The 12287-nt window shown below is 63.2% G+C and carries 11 protein-coding genes; 6 read left to right on the top strand and 5 right to left on the bottom strand.

Annotated features, from left to right (window positions below; translation table 11 throughout):
• The first annotated feature begins 80 nt into the window (after window positions 1-80).
• From K4A76_RS09110 to K4A76_RS09100, 3 genes are all read left to right on the top strand, one after another.
• Window positions 81-1247: a ribosomal protein uL16 3-hydroxylase gene (locus K4A76_RS09110; protein ID WP_029887823.1), complete on the top strand. Its 1167-nt coding sequence runs from the start codon at window positions 81-83 to the stop codon at window positions 1245-1247.
• Window positions 1240-1668 carry a GNAT family N-acetyltransferase gene (locus K4A76_RS09105; RefSeq protein ID WP_009683126.1) on the top strand — a complete coding sequence of 143 codons (429 nt, stop codon included), beginning with the start codon at window positions 1240-1242 and terminating at the stop codon, window positions 1666-1668. Before K4A76_RS09110 ends, K4A76_RS09105 begins: the two co-directional genes overlap by 8 nt.
• 281 nt (window positions 1669-1949) lie before the next feature.
• Entirely contained in the window at window positions 1950-3911 is a 1962-nt protein-coding gene (locus tag K4A76_RS09100) for a DNA topoisomerase III (RefSeq protein WP_274411997.1), read from the top strand.
• A 105-nt stretch (window positions 3912-4016) separates the two neighbouring features.
• Here the strand turns inward: K4A76_RS09100 and K4A76_RS09095 are convergent, their stop codons facing one another.
• The 3 genes from K4A76_RS09095 to K4A76_RS09085 form a co-directional block, all read right to left on the bottom strand.
• Window positions 4017-5114: an extracellular solute-binding protein gene (locus tag K4A76_RS09095; protein WP_274411996.1), complete on the bottom strand. Its 1098-nt coding sequence runs from the start codon at window positions 5112-5114 to the stop codon at window positions 4017-4019.
• The gene (gene aguA / locus K4A76_RS09090; RefSeq protein ID WP_274411995.1) at window positions 5114-6223 is read right to left on the bottom strand and encodes an agmatine deiminase; all 1110 of its coding nucleotides are present in this window, start codon (window positions 6221-6223) and stop codon (window positions 5114-5116) included. Before aguA ends, K4A76_RS09095 begins: the two co-directional genes overlap by 1 nt.
• Before the next feature lie 93 nt (window positions 6224-6316).
• Window positions 6317-7204 carry a LysR substrate-binding domain-containing protein gene (locus K4A76_RS09085; RefSeq protein WP_009683131.1) on the bottom strand — a complete coding sequence of 296 codons (888 nt, stop codon included), beginning with the start codon at window positions 7202-7204 and terminating at the stop codon, window positions 6317-6319.
• A gap of 157 nt (window positions 7205-7361) precedes the next feature.
• Here K4A76_RS09085 and K4A76_RS09080 point away from each other — a divergent pair, with 157 nt between their 5' ends.
• The 3 genes from K4A76_RS09080 (at window position 7362) to K4A76_RS09070 (ending at window position 10623) form a co-directional block, all read left to right on the top strand.
• On the top strand, window positions 7362-8651 hold the full coding sequence (locus K4A76_RS09080) for an NAD(P)/FAD-dependent oxidoreductase (protein ID WP_274411994.1): 1290 nt from the start codon (window positions 7362-7364) through the stop codon (window positions 8649-8651).
• A 240-nt stretch (window positions 8652-8891) separates the two neighbouring features.
• Entirely contained in the window at window positions 8892-9731 is an 840-nt protein-coding gene (locus tag K4A76_RS09075; protein ID WP_274411993.1) for an RHS repeat-associated core domain-containing protein, read from the top strand.
• Window positions 9732-9843: 112 nt separating this feature from the next.
• A complete protein-coding gene (locus K4A76_RS09070) occupies window positions 9844-10623 on the top strand; it encodes a TSUP family transporter (protein ID WP_110676070.1) in 780 nt (259 codons plus the stop codon).
• Here K4A76_RS09070 and nudC read toward each other — a convergent pair.
• Both nudC and K4A76_RS09060 read right to left on the bottom strand, forming a co-directional pair.
• Window positions 10591-11421, bottom strand: a complete 831-nt coding sequence (gene nudC, locus K4A76_RS09065; RefSeq protein WP_029887467.1) for an NAD(+) diphosphatase — start codon at window positions 11419-11421, stop codon at window positions 10591-10593. The two genes, K4A76_RS09070 and nudC, sit on opposite strands and share 33 nt — an antisense overlap.
• Before the next feature lie 35 nt (window positions 11422-11456).
• Window positions 11457-12269: a crotonase/enoyl-CoA hydratase family protein gene (locus K4A76_RS09060; protein WP_047149924.1), complete on the bottom strand. Its 813-nt coding sequence runs from the start codon at window positions 12267-12269 to the stop codon at window positions 11457-11459.
• Window positions 12270-12287 lie beyond the last annotated feature (18 nt).

The following is a 12287-nucleotide window of genomic DNA, read 5'->3' as shown; positions in this document are numbered from 1 at the left end:
CGGACCGCCGCATACAACGCCCGGCCTGGCCGGGCGTTTTTATTCCCGTACGAAAATTACGTTTTTTCAATAGGTTGAACATGAATCCTGATACTCCACTGCAGCTGCTCGGCGGCATCTCGGCCCGCGAATTCATGCGCGACTACTGGCAGAAAAAGCCGCTGCTGGTGCGCCAGGCCTTCCCGGACTTCATCAGCCCAATCGACCCCGACGAGCTGGCTGGCCTGGCACTGGAGGAAGAAGTCGAGTCGCGTATCGTGCTGGAACATGGCGCCCACCCGTGGGAACTGCGCCGTGGCCCGTTCACCGAAGACACATTCGCCGAGCTGCCGGAAAAAGACTGGACCCTGCTGGTACAGGCCGTAGACCAGTTCGTTCCGGAAGTCGCCGAGCTGCTGGAGAACTTCCGCTTCCTGCCCAGCTGGCGCATCGATGATGTGATGATCAGCTTCGCTGCCCCCGGTGGCAGCGTTGGCCCGCACTTCGACAACTATGACGTGTTCCTGTTGCAGGGCCACGGCCAGCGCAACTGGAAGGTCGGCCAGATGTGCAGCAGCGACAGCGCGCTGCTGGAGCATGCCGACCTGCGTATCCTGGCCGAGTTCGAGCAGGGCGAAGAATGGACCCTGGAGCCAGGTGACATGCTGTACCTGCCACCACGCCTGGCTCACTACGGTGTTGCCGTGGACGAGTGCCTGACCTACTCGGTTGGCTTCCGTGCCCCTAGCGCCGCCGAAGTACTCACCCACTTCACCGACTTCCTCGGCCAGTTCCTGCCCGACGAAGAACGCTACAGCGACGCCGACGCCCAGCCTGCCAGCGACCCGCATCAGATCCAGCATGACGCCCTCGACCGCCTCAAGGCGCTGCTCGACAAGCACATGAACGATAAGGACCTGCTGCTGACCTGGTTTGGCCAGTTCATGACCGAGCCGCGCTACCCGGAACAGATCGTCGGTGAAGAGCTGAGCGAAGAGGAGCTGGTCGATGCGCTGGAGCAAGGCGCCATCCTGATCCGCAACCCGAGTGCCCGCCTGGCCTGGTCGGAATTCGAAGACGACCTGCTGTTGTTCGCCAGCGGCCGCAGCTGCCCACTGCCTGGCAAGCTGCGCGAGCTGCTGAAACTGGTGTGCGCGGCCGACGCCCTGCACATCGACAACCTCGGCGAATGGCTGCAGGATGAAGATGGCCTTATGCTGGTACAGCAGCTGGTCAAACAAGGAAGCCTGGGATTCGCCAATGAATAAGATTCGTGTGCGCCTCGCCGACTGGCACAAGGACAACGCCGACATCCGCCGTATCCGTGAAGCGGTGTTCATCGCCGAACAGCACGTGCCGCCGGAGCTGGAATGGGACTCGGAAGATCCGACCGCTGTACACTTCCTGGCCCTGGAAGGGGACTATCCGATCGGCACCGCCCGCCTGCTGCCCGATGGCACCATCGGCCGGGTTTCGGTATTGAAGGACTGGCGCGGGCTGAAGGTGGGTGACGCACTGATGAATGCGGTGATCGTCGAAGCGCAGAACCGTGACCTGAAGCAGCAGATGCTCAGCGCCCAGGTCCACGCCACGCCGTTCTACGAGCGGCTGGGCTTCCGCGTAGTCAGCGAAGAGTTCCTCGAAGCCGGCATCCCGCACGTGGACATGGTGCGCGACTCGCGCCCCTGACTCCCAGTTGTGGGGGCGGCCTTGTGGGAGCGGCTTAGTGGGAGCGACCTTGTGTCGCGAAAGGGCCGCAAAGCGGCCCCACGGTTCTACTCCGTGGCTGATATTACTGGGGCTGCTATGCAGCCCTTCCCCCGGCGGCGCCCCGACAAGGCCCCTCCCACAGGGATCGTAAAAAATTTCAAGCACCAAGAAACCTGTACATCCATCCAGATAAAACTTGCCTCCGCGCCCCTGCTTGCGCATCCTAGTGCTCATCATTCCCCGATGAAGCGTTCCCGGCCATGCGCCTGTTCCTCTGCGAAAAACCCTCCCAGGCAAAAGACATCGCCAAAGTGCTCGGCGCCACCCGCAAGGGCGACGGCTGCTGGCAAGGCACCGACGTCTGCGTCACCTGGTGCATCGGCCACCTGCTGGAAACCGCCCCGCCCGACAGCTACGACGAACGCTACAAGCGCTGGAACCTGGCCGACCTGCCGATCATTCCGGACAAATGGAAGATGCTGGTCAAACCCAAGACCGCCAGCCAGTTCAAGGCAGTCAAGCGCCTGCTGGGCGAAGCGCGGGAACTGGTGATCGCCACCGACGCCGATCGTGAAGGCGAAATGATCGCCCGCGAACTGGTCGAACATTGCCGCTACCGTGGCCCGGTGCAGCGCCTGTGGCTGTCGGCGCTGGACGACGCCTCCATCCGCAAGGCCTTGGCGCGCCTGCTGCCGGGCCACGAAACCTTCAACCTGTACCACTCGGCGCTGGGCCGCTCCCGCGCCGACTGGCTGATCGGCATGAACATGAGCCGGCTGTTCACCCTGCTGGGCCGGCAATCCGGCTACCAGGGCGTGCTGCCCGTGGGCCGGGTGCAAACGCCCACCTTGCGCCTGGTGGTTGACCGCGACCGCAGCATCGCGAACTTCGTGCCGGTGCCGTTCTGGGCCATCGACGTGCAGCTGGAACACGCCGGCCAGGGGTTCAACGCGCAATGGCGGGCGCCGGAAGACGCCTGTGACGACCAGGGGCGCTGCCTGAACCAGGCACTGGCGCAACAGGCCGCCGCCAACATGAGCAGTGCCGGCACGGCCCGGGCCGTCAAGGTGGCCACCGAGCGCGTGCGCGAAGCAGCGCCATTGCCCTTTGACCTCGGTACCCTGCAAGAGCTGTGCTCGAAAAAATTCGGCCTCGGCGCCCAGGAAACCCTCGACATCGCCCAGGCGCTGTATGAAACCCACAAGCTGATCACCTACCCGCGCAGCGACTGTGGCTATTTGCCGCAAAGCCAGCACGCCGAGGCGGCAGGCATCCTCGCCGCCCTGCAACGGGCCGATGCCAGCCTGGCGCCCCTGCAGCCCTACCTGGAGCCACAACGCCGCTCACGGGCCTGGAACGACGCCAAAGTCAGTGCCCACCACGGCATCATCCCCACCGCCGCTGCCAGCGACCCGGCGCGCCTGCCAGCCAAGTACAAGGCGGTGTACACCCTGATCCGCGCCCGCTACCTGGCGCAGTTCCTGCCCAACCACGAGTACGACCGCACCCAGGCCGACTTCGACTGCGCGGGCCATGCCCTGCGCGCGGTGGGCAAGCAGATCGTCGAACCGGGCTGGCGCCGCGCGCTACCCGAGGCGCTGACCCCAACCAAGGGCCGTGAGGCACCACCCGCCCAGGTACTGCCGGTGCTGCGCGAAGGCCAGGACTGCGACGTGCAGGGCCTGCAGCTGAAAGACCTATGGACCCAGCCGCCCAAGCCGTTTACCGAAGGCGACCTGATCAAGGCGATGAAGAACGTCGCCAAACTGGTGGACGACCCGCGGCTGAAACAAAAGCTCAAGGAAACCACCGGCATCGGCACCGAGGCCACTCGGGCGAGCATCATCCAGGGGCTGCTAGACCGCGGCTACCTGGTGAAGAACGGCAAGGCACTGTCGGCCACGCCTGCCGCGTTCAGCCTGATCGACGCCGTACCGCGCGCCATCGCTGATCCAGGCACCACGGCCATCTGGGAGCAGGCGCTGGACATGGTGCAGAGCGGCGAGATGAGCCTGGAAGATTTCGTCGCCCGGCAGTCGGCATGGATGGGCAAGCTGGTGGAGCGTTGCCAGGGTATGCGCATGACCATCAGCGGGCCGGCAGCCGGGGCGGCGCCGCCGTGGAAGAAGAAGCGGCGTAGCGGTGCTGGAAAAAGCAAACCGACTGGGAGCAAGCCGGCGGCTGGCAAGCCGCGTCAGCCTCGGAGGAAGGCAGCAACCTGACACTTATGCATTGCCAGTACCGGCCACTTCGCGGCTAAAGCCGCTCCCACCTGTGGAAGCGGGTTCAATCGCGAAGAGGCGAGTACGGTCACTGCAAATCACCCATCAGGTACCGCTTTTCAACCGGCTGAACGCCCGGGTGAGCTCGCGGTTGAATGCCTTGCCATTGTCATTCTTGCTATACAACCGCGCCCTCACCTCAGCCGGTGGGTAGGTTCCCGGGGCATTGCGAATATCTGCATCCACCAGGCCATCAGCCGCGGTGATCGCATTGGCGTAGTGAATGGTATCGGTAATCGGCGCGATCACTTCCGGGCGCATCAGGTAGTCCATCAGCTTCCAGGCCGCCTCGGGGTGCGGCGCATCCTTGGGCACCACCAGCGCATCGAGCCAGATCAACGTGCCTTCCTGCGGAATGCTGTAATCCAGCACGAACGCCTTGCCCGCCTGCTGCGCCTGCCCTTGGGCGATAGCCACATTGCCGTTCCACGACATCGCCACGCAGGTTTCGCCATTCGCCAGGTCGTTGATGTTGCGATCGTTGTCGAAGTAACGAATGTACGGGCGGACCTTGCGCAACTGTGCTTCAGCCGCCTTCAGGTCTTCAAGGCGCTGCTGGTTGATGTCCAGGCCCATGTAGCGCATCACCGCGGCGAACACTTCATTGGGGTCGTTGAGCAGGCTGACCCCGCAGTCGGCGAATTTCGCCACCACTTGCGGGTCGAACAGCATAGCCCAACTGCCCAGCGGTGCGTCAGCCATGCGCATGGTCACGGCCTGCTGCTGGTAACCCACGCCGGTGGTGCCCCAGGCATAGGTCCCGGCGTAGCGGTTGCCTGGGTCGAACACAGCCATGTGCTGGCGAAACTCCTCGCCGATGCCCGCCAGATGCGGCACCTTGGCTTTGTCCAGCGGCTGCAAGGCGCCGCTGGCGATCGCGCGGCTCAGGTGCTGGCCGGCACTTAGCACAACATCGTACCCGCTACCCCCGGTCAGCAGCTTGGTCTCAGCGGTTTCCAGCGAGTCGAAATGGTCGGCGACCACCCGGATGCCGGTTTCCTTCTCGAAATTGCGCAGGGTATCCGGGGCGAGGTATTCGCCCCAGATATACAGATTGACGCTGGGCTTTTGTGCGTCGGCCGCCAGGGCCACCGATGCCGTGCAGCCCAGGGCGGCCGCAGCCGCCAGCGTGGTCAGTTTCATCAGCGGCGGCCTCCGGCGTATTGCGGCATGGTGATGCAGGCGACGTTGCCGCCACCGAGCAGGATTTCGCGGGAGTTGTCGATGCCGATGATGCGGTGCTCGGGGAACAGTTCGGCAAGGGTCGCCTGGGCGAGGCTGTCGTTGCGGTCACCGAACAACGGCACGACGATAGCCGAGTTGCCGGCGTAGTAGTTGATGTACGACGCGCAGATGCGGGTCCCGGCCTCGCGCAGGTGAGTCCCTTCGACCTGGTCCAAGCCTGCCGCCTCCTCGGCAGTCCACTGCAATACGTCGGGCTGGGGCAGCTTGTGTACCTTCAGCTCTCGACCGCGGGCATCGCGGGTGCTGCGCAGGATGTCGTAGGCCTCCTGATAGATCTCCCACTGCGGGTCATCGCGGTTATCGGTCCACTGCAGCACCACTTCGCCTGGGCGCACGAAGCACGCCAGGTCGTCGACATGGCCATCGGTCTCGTCGAACTTGCAGCCACGGGGCAACCAGATCACCTGGTCCGCGCCCAGGTAATCCTCCAGGCGGCGGGTGACCTCGGCTTTGCCCAGGTGCGCGTTGCGATTACGGTTGAGCAGGCACTGCTCGGTGGTCAACAGGCTGCCCTGGCCGTCACTCTGAATACCGCCAAGCTCGGCGATCAATGGAGCGCGGTAACGGTCCAGGCCCTCGATTTCGAGCATTTTCTGGGCGATCTGGTCGTCCTTGTCCCACGGATAGTAGAGGCCACCGTCGAGCCCACCGTAGGCGTTGAACTCGAAGTCGACGCCGCGCACTTCGCCGCTGCTGTCGTTGACCACGAAGCAAGCACCGCTGTCGCGAAACCAGGTGTCGTTGCAGGTCATTTCCACCACCCGCACCTGCGGCGGCAGCATGCGCCGGGCGTTGGCGTATTGGGCAGCAGAGGCGCAGACCGTGACGGGCTCACTGGACGCGATTGCGCTGACGATATCGACCCAGACTTTCTGCGCAGGCTTGGCACCATTGCGCCATACGTCCGGGCGCTCGGGCCAACCGAGCCAGCATCGCGCCTTGCGCTCGAATTCGCCAGGCAAGCGAAAACCATCGGCTTTGGGGGTGGTGGTGAGCGAACATGCCATGGATCAACCTCGTGTCGGTGAGCGATGACTGCACGCTACGCCGCCCCGCGCTGGGCATCCAACGATGAAAACTCAGCGATAGCTGAATTCAATTCAACTGTCACCCAGCTGTTCAATGAACCAGTCGATGAATTCGGCCACCGGCGCCCGTTCCAGGCGCAGCCGCTCGCACACCAGCGCGTACTGCCCCTGTGCCGTCACACTGGCACTGAACGGACGTACCAGCCGGCCGCTCTGCAAATCAGCCTGACAGGTCAGGTTGTCCCCCATCGCAATGCCTTGCCCCAGCAATGCGGCCTCCAGGGCCAGGGCGGCATGGGGGAAATACAACTGGCGGGTGGGCAAGGCGTCTTCGGCGTGGGTGGCCAACCAGGTGGTCCAGGTGCGGCCGTCCTGGTCATCATGCAGCAGGCAGTGGCGCACCAGATCGCGCGGGCGCTTGAGGCCGCCCTGGTTGAACAGCCCCGGGCTGCACACCGGGAAGAACTGCAGCAGCGGCAAGGGCCGGACGAAGTGCGTGCTGGCGTCCAGGGCGCTGGTACCGTAGGTGATGGCCAGGTCGACATCCAGTGCCGGAGCGCCGGCATCGATCGGCTGATCGTGCAGGTGCAAAGTGATGTGCGGGTAACGGCTGCTGAAGTCAGCCAGGCGCGTCACCAGCCATTTTTGTGCCAATTCAGCGGTCACCGCCACCCGCAACACCGCCTGGGAGCCAGGGTCACGCAGTTCGTCGCAGGCCTTGCCGATCAGTTCGAAGGCTTGTTGCAGGTGATGCAGCAGGCGCCCGGCTTCGGCACTGGGGCGTACCTGGCGGCCGACACGCTCGAACAGGGCAACACCGAGTTGCTCCTCGAGTTGGCGAATCTGGTGACTGACAGCGCTGTCGGTGACACACAATTCGGCGGCGGCGCGGCCGAAGTGGCCGTGGCGGGCAGCACATTCGAAGGTGCGCAAGGCAGTCAATGAAGGCAGGCGGCGCATGGTGTTTTCCTGATAGGGCCTTGTGTCGCGCAAGGGCCGCAAAGCGGCATCCGATCATATATCCAACCACGGTGGAAAAACGAACAGGTTGGCTTCATGAAAATACCATGCTAGTTTTTCATGAAAATAATCATAATAAATTTCATAAGGCCCACGCATGTTCAAGCAATCCGCTCAGCACGTCGCCAGCTACTACGCCCAGACCTACCCCGCCAGCATCCCTCTGCGCCCTACCCTGCAAGGTCGCCACGACACCGAGGTGCTGATCATCGGCGCCGGTTTCAGCGGCCTGCACACCGCCCTGCGCCTGACCCAGGCCGGCAAGCGCGTGACGCTGCTGGAAGCCAGCCGCGTGGCCTGGGCCGCGTCCGGTCGCAACGGTGGCCAGGCGCTACTGGGCTGGTCCTGCGATATGGCGCCGCTGGAAAATGCCCTGGGCGTCGAACGCACCCGGCGGCTGTGGACCAGCATGTGCTGGGCCGCCGACGAAATGCGCGAACTGCCCGAGCGCCATGGCTTCGACATCGATTACCGGCAGGGCAGCCTGTGGACCGCCGTGCTGCCGCGCCGTGTGAAGGTACTCGCAGAAGCCCTGCACGACGCCGAGCACAAATGGGGCTACGACGCCCTGCGCCTGATCGGTCGCGACGAGCTGCCGCAATGGATCCACAGCTCACGCTACCAAGCCGCGCTGTACGACGCCAAAGGTGCTCACCTCAACCCGCTGAAGCTGGCCCAGGGCCTGGCCAGCACCATCGAGGCCGCTGGCGGGGGCATCTACGAGCAGAGCCAGGTGCTCGACTACCAGCAGGCCGGCAGCGGCTACGTCGCCCGTACCGAGCAAGGCGAAGTACGCTGCGACGTGCTGGTGCTGGCCTGCAACGCCTATATCGACCGCCTCGACCGCGGCCTGGCGCGCCGCCTGTTGCCGGTTGGTTCCTATCAGGTAGCCACGGCACCGCTGGACGCCGACCTCGCCCGCTCGCTGCTGCCGCGCAACAGCTGCGTGATCGACAACCAGTTCGTCCCCGACTACTTCCGCCTGACCCCGGACCACCGCCTGCTGTTCGGCGGCGGCTGCACCTACCTGGGCGGTATTCCCAAGGATGTCGCCAGCGCCACCCGCCCACACCTGGAGCGGGTGTTCCCGCAACTGGCCGGGGTGGCCATCGATTATGCCTGGGGCGGCCACATCGACTGCAGCATCCAGCGCACCCCGGACGTCGGCCGCGCGGACCAGCGCTACTGGCTGCAGGGTTTCTCCGGCCACGGCGTGCTGCCGACCCTGGCAGCGGCACGGGCAGTCAGCGACGCCATCCTTGGCGATGACGACCTGCTGACGCTGTACCAAGGCATCGACAATGGCCACTTCCCCGGCGGTAACCTGCTGGCGGCACCGCTGGAGGCCGCCGCCAAGGCCTGGTACCGGATGCGGGACCGCGTCTGAAGAGAGCATTTGTGTTGTCTGTGCTGGCCTCTTCGCGGGCTTGCCCGCTCCAACAGGCACTGCACAGGTATTGACATGTGCATTCTAACCTGTGGGAGCGGGCGAGCCCGCGAAAGGGCCGGCACTGACGAAGCAACTACTTCCCCACTTTACGCAACTGGTAAATCTACCAGTTGCGCGCCTGCCCGTTCTACCCGAAGTTAGTCCTTACCAACCACTTCAAAACTCAGCAGACTGACCATGCAACAGAAAAAACAGAATTTATTTTACAAAAAAGGTCAGTTGTCCTGCGAGATTGGTTCCCAACCTGCCACGCTATTTGCAACCTTAGACATTCCCTTGGCGCAGATCTCTGCAGAAACACAGCTAACGGCAGTAAACTCACAGAACTCCATAGTTAACAGTTCACATGGTCACCGCATTCAATGTCTGAGCTACAGTGCCTATGGGTACAGCCTTATTGAGAGTATTCTGGGATACACCGGGCAACGCTATGACCGATTCACGAACCACTACCTCCTTGGCAATGGCTACCGCGCATATAGCCCCCTGCTGATGCGCTTTCTGGCACCTGATACCCTAAGCCCATTCGATGAAGGGGGGCGTAACGCATATGCCTACTGCGAGGGTAACCCGACGAACAACGTTGACCCATCAGGGCATATGCTTAAAAAAGTGAGGCAGTTTTTCAATAGTGGGCCCGACGCCTTGACTCCATCCCTGCCCCGAAAAAGCAAATATTATAGCCAAGCTGTAGCTGTCACCCAGGACACTCCACCGCTGGCCAAATATCCGAAATGGTTTGATAGCCCACATACTCAGAAAAAACATTTGAAACAAGCCGCAAAACTAGCCACCAAAGCAGAAAGCCTAGAAGCATGGAGCCCCAACCCTGACCTGCATTATTTATTGACGAATCAGGACCAATGGAACCTGGCATTCGACGCATATAATAAAGCACTCATCAAAACAGAGAAAACGATCAAAAAAGTTTATACCCCTATCGAATCCAAAATAGAAATACCTTCGCTCGCTACATTATGCTCAGAAAATTCAAAGATTAGGGGGGCCGCCAAGTGAACAGCCCGTCTTCAAACGTCGGTGAGCGTCTATAAAAACTGGTGCTGACAACCTTGGCCTGCGAGGATTACCATCCCGCTCCGGCCTTCTTTCCTGCACCTGCCAATAACCCATGCCCTTCGAACTCACCGTAGAACCCCTCACCCTGCTGATTCTGGCCCTGGTCGCCTTCGTCGCCGGTTTCATCGATGCCATCGCCGGCGGCGGTGGCCTGCTCACCACCCCGGCACTGCTCACCGCCGGCATGCCGCCACACCTGGTGCTGGGCACCAACAAGCTCAGCTCCACCTTCGGCTCGGCCACCGCCAGCTTCACCTACTACAAGCGCAAGCTGTTCCACCCGGCGCAGTGGCGGCCGGCGCTGTTGGCCACCCTGGTCGGGGCATTGATCGGCGCCGTAGTGGCCCACTACATGCCAGCCGAATGGCTGAACAAGATGCTGCCGGTCATCGTCTTCGCCTGTGGCGTGTACCTGCTGTTCGGCGGCACGCCCAAGGCACCGCTGGACGTCGATGCCCCGATCAGAAAAAAATGGCAGGCCCCGCAGGGCTTTACCCTGGGTTTCTATGACGGCGTGGCCGGCCCCGGCACCGGGGCGTTCTGGACGGTCAGCACCCTGCTGCTGTACCCCATCGACCTGGTTCGCGCCAGCGGCGTGGCGCGCAGCATGAACTTCGTCAGCAACATCGCGGCGCTGACGGTGTTCATCATTTCCGGGCAGGTCGACTATATCGTCGGCCTGTGCATGGGCTTGTCGGTGATGGTCGGCGCCTTCTTTGGCGCACGCACGGCGATCAGCGGCGGCAGCAAGTTCATCCGCCCGGTGTTCATCACCGTGGTGCTGGCGTTGACCGTGCGCCTAGCGTGGCAGCACTGGTTCGGGCAGGCCTAAGCGGCGAGCGACATAGAGGTCGATCAGGTAGCGCGCAATAGAGCGCCCAGCCGGCAGCGGCGGCAGGTCGTGCACGCTGAACCACTGGGCGTCCTCGATCTCGTCCGGCTGCATGACGATCTCGCCACCCGCGTATTCGGCATGGAAGCCCAGCATCATCGAGTGCGGGAACGGCCAGCACTGGCTGCCGACGTACTGGATGTTCTGCACCTCTACCGCCACCTCTTCACGCACTTCGCGCACCAGGCAGTCCTCGGCCGACTCGCCCGGCTCGGCAAAGCCTGCCAGGGTGCTGTACACCCCCGTGACGAAGCGCGGCGAGCGTGCCAGCAGGATTTCGTCGCCACGGGTCACCAGCACGATCATGCTCGGCGAAATACGCGGGTAGCTGCGCAGGTCGCAAGGCTGGCAGTACATCGCGCGCTCCCAGCGGATTTGTGTCATCGCCTGCCCGCAACTGCCGCAGAAACGGTGCTCGCGAGCCCAGGTGCCGATCTGCGCGGCATAACCCAGAACCTTGTAGGTGTCGAAGTCACCCTCCAGCATGAACGCGCGCAGGCCGCGCCAGTTGCAACCGGGCACGTCGCTGGCAGCGCGCAGTTCCAGCAGGAACACAGGCTGGCCGTCGAAGTGGCCAATGCCGTGTTCGCACAGCACATCCAGGCCCTGGCGCTTGAGCCAGTCACGAGGGAACAGCGCGCCGTTGGCGTCGTGCAGAAACCCTTCCGGGCTGCGCGCCACGGCCAGCCCGCCGGTGATCTGAGGGTCGAGTACTGCGGTAGTCCAGCGTGCTGACATCTCGGGTTTCCTTTACTGCGCGTGCGCCGGCCCGATCAGTCGGCGAACGTCGGTTTCTGTTTGCTCATGTGCGCGGCCACAGCCACGCGCAGGTCTTCGGACTGCAGCATCGCGGCGTTCCACGTGGCGATGTAGTCCAGCCCATCGTCGATGCGGTGGTCGCGCATGTAGCTGAGCATTTCCTTGGTGCCTGCCACCGCGATCGGCGATTTTGCAGCAATCTGGCGGGCGATGGCAAAAACCCCGTCCAGCAGCGCGGCGTGGTCATCATAGACCCGGTTCACCAGGCCGATGCGCAGCGCCTCGTCCGCCGCGACATTGCGCCCGGTGAACGCCAGCTCACGCATCATGCCGTCGCCGATGATGCGTGGCAAACGTTGCAGCGTGCCGACATCGGCGGCCATGCCCATGTCGATTTCCTTGATCGAGAATTGCGCGTCACTGCTGCAGTAACGCATGTCACAGGCCGAGATCAGGTCGATGGCGCCACCGATGCAATAGCCCTGCACCGCGGCCAGCACCGGTTTGCGGCAGCTGTCCACGGCGGTGAACGAGGCTTGCAGGCGCTGTATGGTCTTGCGCAGGAAGCGCGCATTGCGGCCCACGTCCTTGCCCATCTCCCCGGCCAGCGAGGCCAGCATCATCAGGTCGATACCGGCCGAGAAGTGCTTGCCGGCACCGCTGATGACCACCGCACGCACGGCGTCGGTGTCGTCGATCCACTGGAAGATATCGACGATCTCTTCCCAGAAGGCCGCGTTCATCGCGTTGACCTTCTCCGGGCGGTTGATCTGAACGTGGGCGATGCTATCGGTCAGCTCGACCTTGAATGCGGTGTATTCGGTCACGAACGGAACTCCTAGGGT

This window comes from Pseudomonas sp. NEEL19 (genome assembly GCF_028751975.1).
Classification (GTDB): Bacteria; Pseudomonadota; Gammaproteobacteria; order Pseudomonadales; family Pseudomonadaceae; genus Aquipseudomonas; species Aquipseudomonas juntendi.
The sequence above is the reverse complement of the archived record's forward strand: the minus strand, read 5'-3'. Positions and strand labels throughout refer to the sequence as shown.

What these genes read in the sequence shown, in the direction of transcription:
- K4A76_RS09105 (WP_009683126.1), top strand. Translation starts at nt 1,240, where the DNA reads ATGAATAAGATTCGTGTGCGCCTCGCCGACTGGCACAAGGACAACGCC.
- K4A76_RS09095 (WP_274411996.1), bottom strand. Translation starts at nt 5,114, where the DNA reads ATGAAACTGACCACGCTGGCGGCTGCGGCCGCCCTGGGCTGCACGGCA.
- aguA (WP_274411995.1), bottom strand. Translation starts at nt 6,223, where the DNA reads ATGGCATGTTCGCTCACCACCACCCCCAAAGCCGATGGTTTTCGCTTG.
- K4A76_RS09085 (WP_009683131.1), bottom strand. Translation starts at nt 7,204, where the DNA reads ATGCGCCGCCTGCCTTCATTGACTGCCTTGCGCACCTTCGAATGTGCT.
- K4A76_RS09070 (WP_110676070.1), top strand. Translation starts at nt 9,844, where the DNA reads ATGCCCTTCGAACTCACCGTAGAACCCCTCACCCTGCTGATTCTGGCC.
- nudC (WP_029887467.1), bottom strand. Translation starts at nt 11,421, where the DNA reads ATGTCAGCACGCTGGACTACCGCAGTACTCGACCCTCAGATCACCGGC.
- K4A76_RS09100 (WP_274411997.1), top strand. Translation starts at nt 1,950, where the DNA reads ATGCGCCTGTTCCTCTGCGAAAAACCCTCCCAGGCAAAAGACATCGCC.
- K4A76_RS09110 (WP_029887823.1), top strand. Translation starts at nt 81, where the DNA reads ATGAATCCTGATACTCCACTGCAGCTGCTCGGCGGCATCTCGGCCCGC.
- K4A76_RS09080 (WP_274411994.1), top strand. Translation starts at nt 7,362, where the DNA reads ATGTTCAAGCAATCCGCTCAGCACGTCGCCAGCTACTACGCCCAGACC.
- K4A76_RS09075 (WP_274411993.1), top strand. Translation starts at nt 8,892, where the DNA reads ATGCAACAGAAAAAACAGAATTTATTTTACAAAAAAGGTCAGTTGTCC.